This window comes from Pseudomonas sp. P4_B3, assembly GCF_056402295.1.
This window is the reverse complement of record NZ_JBFUHR010000053.1, coordinates 1-661: the sequence shown is the minus strand read 5'-3', so window position 1 is coordinate 661 and position 661 is coordinate 1. Positions and strand designations below refer to the sequence as shown.

Below are 661 nucleotides of genomic sequence, written 5' to 3'. Positions count from 1 at the left end.
GAATCAGAATGTCGCGGTGAATACGTTCCCGGGCCTTGTACACACCGCCCGTCACACCATGGGAGTGGGTTGCACCAGAAGTAGCTAGTCTAACCTTCGGGAGGACGGTTACCACGGTGTGATTCATGACTGGGGTGAAGTCGTAACAAGGTAGCCGTAGGGGAACCTGCGGCTGGATCACCTCCTTAATCGACGACTCAGCTGCTCCATGAGCTCCCACACGAATTGCTTGATTCATTGAAGAAGACGGGAGGCCAGCCTTTAAGGTGGTCTGTTTCGTTAGAGTTTAGAAATGAATATTCCAGTGCGAATATTGATTTCTAGTCTTTGACTAGTTCGTTCTTTAAAAATTTGGGTATGTGATAGAAAGATAGACTGAACGTTACTTTCACTGGTAACGGATCAGGCTAAGGTAAAATTTGTGAGYTGCTCTTTGAGCAAGTGCGAATTTTCGGCGAATGTCGTCTTCACAGTATAACCAGATTGCTTGGGGTTATATGGTCAAGTGAAGAAGCGCATACGGTGGATGCCTTGGCAGTCAGAGGCGATGAAAGACGTGGTAGCCTGCGAAAAGCTTCGGGGAGTCGGCAAACAGACTTTGATCCGGAGATGTCTGAATGGGGGAACCCAGCCATCATAAGATGGTTATCTTGTACTGAAT

2 rRNA genes are annotated in these 661 nt (G+C 47.7%); both read left to right on the top strand.

The features are described from left to right. A 16S ribosomal RNA gene (locus tag AC1DWG_RS30405) occupies positions 1–188 on the top strand; the annotation flags it as partial. Positions 189–499: 311 nt separating this feature from the next. Beyond that, positions 500–661: ribosomal RNA gene (locus AC1DWG_RS30400) — 23S ribosomal RNA — on the top strand; the annotation flags it as partial.